We start from the raw sequence: 4,119 nt of genomic DNA, 5'->3' as shown, positions 1-4,119 counted from the left end.
ACGGATCAGGACTGACGGCCCGACGCCGTCAGAGCTTGAGCTCGACGTCCCCCAACGCCACCGAGATGCAGGTCTGGATCCGTTCACCGGGTCCGTGATCGGTGCCGTTGCGCAGATCGCGGACATGCCCCTCGTCGAGTCCCACGACGCAGGTCTGGCAGATGCCCATCCGGCAACCGAACGGCATCTGCACGCCCACCTGCTCCCCGCCCTCCAGGATGGTGGTGGCACCGTCCAGCTCCACGGTCTTGCCGGTCGAACCGAACGTGACGGTCCCGCCCGAGGCCCCGGCGTCCCGGTTGACCGTGAAGCGCTCCACGTGGAGGTCGTCGCGTCCGGTGGCGTCAAAGTGCTCGTCGAGCTCGTCGAGCATCGCGTTGGGCCCGCACGCCCAGGTCGGCCGCTCCGACCAGTCGGGGACGAGGTCGGACATCTGGCGGGAGTCGATACGTCCCTCCTCGCTGGTGACCCGCAGGTGCAGGACGTACCCGGGCTGCGTCTTCTCGAGCGCGCGCAGCTCCTCCAGGAAGAGTGCGTCCTCCCTCTCGCGCACCGAGTGCACGTGGACGACGTCGGGGAACGGCTCGGTGACCGAACGTCGGTCCAGGGAACGGAGCATGCCCATGACCGGGGTGATGCCCGAACCGGCGGTGACGAACATCAGCTTGGACGGGGTCGGCGAGGGCAGGTGGAAGTCCCCCGCCGGCGCCGCGAGGCGGACGATGGTGCCGGGCTCGACGGTGCCGACGATGTGGTTGCTGAGCAACCCCTCGGGCAGGGCCTTGACGGTGACCGAGTACTCACCGCGACCGGTGGTCGGAGCCGACGTCAGGGAGTAGGACCGCCAGGTCCAGCGGCCGTCGAGGAGGACGCCGATGCCCAGGTACTGGCCCGGCTGGTAATGCGGGGTCGCGCCCCAGCCGGGCTTGATGACGAGGGTGACGGTGTCCTCTGCCTCACGGCGCACCGTGACCACCTCCCCGCGCAGCTCCCGGGAGGACCACAGCGGATAGATGAGCGACGAGTAGTCGTCCATCCGGAGCGGGTGCGTGAGGCGGTTCAGGAAGCGGTGCGCGGCCCGCGGTTCGGGAACCCTCGCGGCCGCTGCCCGCAGTACACGGTTGAGTCCGCTGGTCGACTCGGTCACTGGTGCCTCCTTGGGGCCGGGAACCGCGCGACCCGAGGACCGGGCCGACGGTGCCGGAGATGAGAACCTACGGTAGCGAAGGTTAGCGTCTGGGGGATACCGCACGGGCGTGATCCCGGTAACCGGGCCGGCCCTCCGGGGTTCTCAGAGCAGATTCAACAGGAACGGCAGTTCCGCCGCGTCGTACCAGGCGAGATCCAGGTCGAGAGCATCCCCCACGGTGAGCTCCGCGTCCTCGTCACCCAGGTCGGCGCGATCCACGGCCGCGACCGCGGCCTCGACGGGACCGGCCGCGCCCGCCAGGTCCACGTGGACGGCCGCGACCTCGTCCATCGCCACGGTCCCCCTCGTCAGGCGTACGACCGCGGTGTCCAGATCCGGCCGCGGTTGGGCGTCGGTGTCGGGGACGTCCACGCTCACCACCACCCGGCGGTACGGGTGCGCCTCGTGCACCGCGCCGGAGTCGATCTCGCCGCCCAGCAGTCGGAGCGAGGCGCGGGCGGCCTCGAGGAACGCCACGTGCTCGATCTCCTCCGTGTCCCCCTGGGCGTACGACTCGACGAGCGCGGGGGTCGCGGCGAACGCCGTCGCGCTGCGCACGGGCATCTCCCCGCCGTCGAGCAGGGTCTCCAGCATCGCGAGCGTGGCAGGGATGAACAGACGCATGGTGGTGCCTTCCTCGGGTGGGCGGTGCCGGTCAGCGGGCGGTGCGGGTCAGCGGGCGGTGCCGGTGAGCTCGTCCAGGGCCGACGAGATGAGCTCGCCGATCTCCTCCACGTCCGGCACCGCCTGGCGATCCGCCGTGAAGCCGCAGTAGACGATGCCCGAGTAGCTGCTCATCGACACGGCCAACGCCTGCCCGTCGAGCAGCGCGGGGACCGGGTAGACCTCGGCGAGCTCGCCGTCGCCCCAGAACATCTTGTGTTGTGGACCGGGCGCGTTGGTGACCACCAGGTCGTAACTGTCCGACGGCAACATGATCGCCGCGCGAGAGCCCAGCGCGTGCAGGGTGGGCGGGGCGAAACCGGAGAGTCGGGCCAACGACTTGGCGCCCACGGCCTGCCTGGGGTGGCGGTGGGTGGCCGTCTCCCGCGAGATCTGCGCGAGCCGCATCCGGGGATTGGGCTCCCCCACCGGCATCCCTATGAGGGCGGAGGCGATCTCGGCGGAGGTCGCCTCCGCCGACACCTCCGACCCCTCGACCGGACCGGACTCCGAGGAGACGGCCATCGGCACGATCGCCCGGAGCGTGTCGGCCGTCGAGAGCGGGTGGCCGCAGGACAGGATCCACGAGCGCAGGGCCCCACACAGGACGGCAAGGACCACGTCGTTGACCTTGCAGCCGTGCTCCCTGGCTATCGCCCGCGCCTGGTCGAGGGGGAACGAGGCCAGTCCCACGCGGCTGCCGCGGGGGCGGGAGGTCCGGAACATCTCCGAGAGCCCCCCGGGCGGACGCAGGACCGTCAGACTCGCGGCCCCGACCAGACCACGGCTCGCCCTCTCGACCGCGTTGACCAGTCGTGCGGAGCGTCGGACCAACTCCAACGGGTCCGTGGCGATGGTGATGAGCGCGTCCAGGACGAGCACGCCGTCGCCCGGCGAGGGGACGGGGGTCCAGGTGGCCACCTCGTCCACGTCCGCGGACGCCCTCTCGTCGGTCATGAGCACCTGCGCGAGGTCCACGGCGTTGGGGCCGCCCAGCAGGACGTGATGGGTCTTGGTGAGGACCGCCAGTCGCCCGTCGGCGAGTCCCTCGATGAGGTACAGCTCCCACAGCGGTCGGCCGGGCTCGAGCGGACGGTCGACCAGCCTGGCCACCAGATCGGCGAGCTGGCGCATACCCCCGGGCGCCGGCAGGGCGGACCTGCGGACGTGGAAACTCAGGTCGAAGTCCGGATCGTCGACCCAGACGGCCCGCGCGAGACCGAACGGCACGTACCGGATGCGCTGGCGGAACCTGGGAGCATCGGCGAGTCGGGCGTCGACGAACTCCATGACGCGGTCGATGTCCCACGGGTCGTCACGGGAGACGAGCGCGAGGGAACACGAGTGCCGACTCCGCGATCGGGTGGCATCCCCGAGGAGCAGGTCCGCATCCGCCGTCGCCAGCCTGGTCGCCACGGGTCAGACCGCCTCGTCCAGCCCGAGCAGTCCCCGGATCTCCACAGCCGCACGGTCGAACACCTGGTAGAACACGCCGATCATGCCGGTCTGGACGGCGCCCAGCACGTTCTCGATGGCGTCGTCGACCATCACGCACTCGCGGGGCTCCAGCTCGAGCCGTCGCGCCGCCTCGAGGAACGCCTCGGGATCAGGCTTCTCCACCCCGGTCCGGCCGCTGAGCACCACGTGATCGATCCCGTAGGCGCGGGCGTCCTCCCGCACCCGATCGGCGCCCGGCCCCTCGGGCTCGTTACTGAGGACCGCCAGGCGCACGTCGTTGGCACGCGCGCCGATGAGGATCTCCCGCCAGCTCTCGCGGTCCTCATCCGTGCCGTCCAGCACCCCGAAGTAGTCGACAATCAGTCCTCGCATGGGGACAGCCTAGGCAACGCCCGTCGACCGTGCAGTAGCGGAGCCGGAACCGACCGCCCGTCCCCGCGCGTCATACGACATAGAAGGACGCGAGACCGGCCCGGTCCTCGCCGGAGGGAGCAGGAGAACACATGGCCCCGACACCCGTGTCACCGCCGTCGACAGGCCGGTCCTCGCGCTCCCGGGAGGTCTCGCCCGACGAGTGCAGGGTCAGACCCCTCCCCTCGACCGAACCGGGTCCCGGTGCCCGACAGCACGACCGTGCGGGCGCCCCGGTCGCGGAGTCGGTACCAGTGCCCGTGCCGGTTCCCGACCCCGAGCACGCGGTGCCGGTCCCGGCGAGGCGGGCGGCCCACGCCCTGGTGATCATGGCCCTCGAGGTGGTCGACCGGAAGCGGGCCCCACACCACACCCGGGGCGCGTTCCCACCCCACCTC

4 protein-coding genes are annotated in these 4,119 nt (G+C 71.2%); all 4 read right to left on the bottom strand.

The features are described from left to right. Positions 1–28: 28 nt before the first annotated feature. Positions 29–1,147 carry an FAD-binding oxidoreductase gene (locus G6027_RS03830; protein WP_182635542.1) on the bottom strand — a complete coding sequence of 373 codons (1,119 nt, stop codon included), beginning with the start codon at positions 1,145–1,147 and terminating at the stop codon, positions 29–31. Positions 1,148–1,291: 144 nt separating this feature from the next. Further along, positions 1,292–1,813 (bottom strand): hypothetical protein, encoded by a 522-nt coding sequence (locus G6027_RS03825; RefSeq protein WP_182635540.1) that lies wholly within the window; start codon positions 1,811–1,813, stop codon positions 1,292–1,294. A gap of 48 nt (positions 1,814–1,861) precedes the next feature. Then, positions 1,862–3,268 (bottom strand): wax ester/triacylglycerol synthase family O-acyltransferase, encoded by a 1,407-nt coding sequence (locus G6027_RS03820; RefSeq protein ID WP_182635538.1) that lies wholly within the window; start codon positions 3,266–3,268, stop codon positions 1,862–1,864. A 3-nt stretch (positions 3,269–3,271) separates the two neighbouring features. Then, a complete protein-coding gene (locus G6027_RS03815; protein WP_182635536.1) occupies positions 3,272–3,682 on the bottom strand; it encodes an HAD-IA family hydrolase in 411 nt (136 codons plus the stop codon). Positions 3,683–4,119: the final 437 nt, after the last annotated feature.

Source organism: Dietzia sp. SLG310A2-38A2 (assembly GCF_014145095.1).
Classification (GTDB): domain Bacteria; phylum Actinomycetota; class Actinomycetes; order Mycobacteriales; family Mycobacteriaceae; genus Dietzia.
This window is presented reverse-complemented; position numbering and strand designations above follow the sequence as displayed.